The sequence below is a fragment of the Streptomyces sp. SID1328 genome, from assembly GCF_009865595.1.
Lineage (GTDB): Bacteria > Actinomycetota > Actinomycetes > Streptomycetales > Streptomycetaceae > Streptomyces > Streptomyces griseoluteus.
Map to the genome: position 1 here is coordinate 1 of NZ_WWKH01000597.1, position 1,097 is coordinate 1,097.

The window sequence follows — 1,097 nt, forward strand, 5'->3', positions numbered from 1 at the left end:
GGCGGTCGCCGGGCACGCGGCCCTGCGGGGCAGTGGGCGGGTCGGGCGGAGCGCGGCCGGCGGGGCGCTGTCGGAGGCGGCGGTGACCTCGGCGGTGGTGGCGTCGGTACGGCACCTGGACACCCCGTACGACGGGCTGCTGATGAGCGGGGTGCCCCGGCGCGAGGCGCGCGAGCGGATCGCCGGGGCGGTGGAGGACGTGCTGCGGGAGTGGCGGGAGCCGGCCGCGCGGGAGGTGGTGGAACCGGGACGGGAGCGGGGAGAGGAGTGACGGAAGTGGAGCGAGGGAGCCAGGGGTCGCGGGCGTGGGCCGCTGGGCCGTGGAGTGCGGAAAGGTGGCGTCCGCCGCCCTGCGCTGGGGTCGGCGGAGACGTATCGTGGCCGGAAGGACACCGGGACGGGGTCGCCTGCGGTCCGGGTGACCGCCTATGGACCTCCGCCCGATGCCGCGCACGGCCCGTGGTACCCCCAGTGCCCTCCATACCCCGGTACACGTCCGCGAGGAAGACGCCCATGGCCGATCCCAAGGGGTTCATGAGCACACCGCGCCAGGAGTGGCCGCGGCGGCCGGTGGTGCAGCGGGTCCGGGACTGGGACGAGATCTACGTACCGGGGGCGTTGCTGCCGATCGTGAGTGCGCAGGCGAACCGGTGCATGGACTGCGGGGTCCCGTTCTGCCACGAAGCCTGTCCGCTCGGGAACCTGATCCCCGAGTGGAACGACCTGGTGGCCCGGTCGGACTGGCGGGCGGCGAGCGAGCGGCTGCACGCGACGAACAACTTCCCCGAGTTTACCGGCAGATTGTGTCCGGCGCCCTGCGAGGCGGGCTGTGTGCTGGCCATCAACCAGCCCGCCGTCACGATCAAGAACGTCGAGTGGGCGATCGCCGAGCGGGCCTGGGAGGAGGGGTTCGTGCCGCCCCGGCCGCCGGACCGGCTGTCCGGGAAGACCGTCGCGGTGATCGGCTCCGGGCCGGCCGGGCTGGCCGCCGCGCAGCAGCTCACGCGGGCGGGGCACACCGTGGCGGTCTACGAGAAGGACGACCGGATCGGGGGGCTGATGCGGTACGGCATCCCCGAGTTCAAGATGGAGAAGCG

At 73.8% G+C, this 1,097-nt stretch carries 2 protein-coding genes; both read left to right on the forward strand.

All coding sequences use genetic code 11. The features are described 5' to 3' along the window. On the forward strand, positions 1 to 271 hold a 271-nt coding region (locus GT030_RS19060; RefSeq protein WP_161202118.1), incomplete at its 5' end, for a DUF2293 domain-containing protein. Positions 272 to 513: 242 nt separating this feature from the next. Then, on the forward strand, positions 514 to 1,097 hold a 584-nt coding region (locus GT030_RS19065; protein WP_161202119.1), incomplete at its 3' end, for an FAD-dependent oxidoreductase.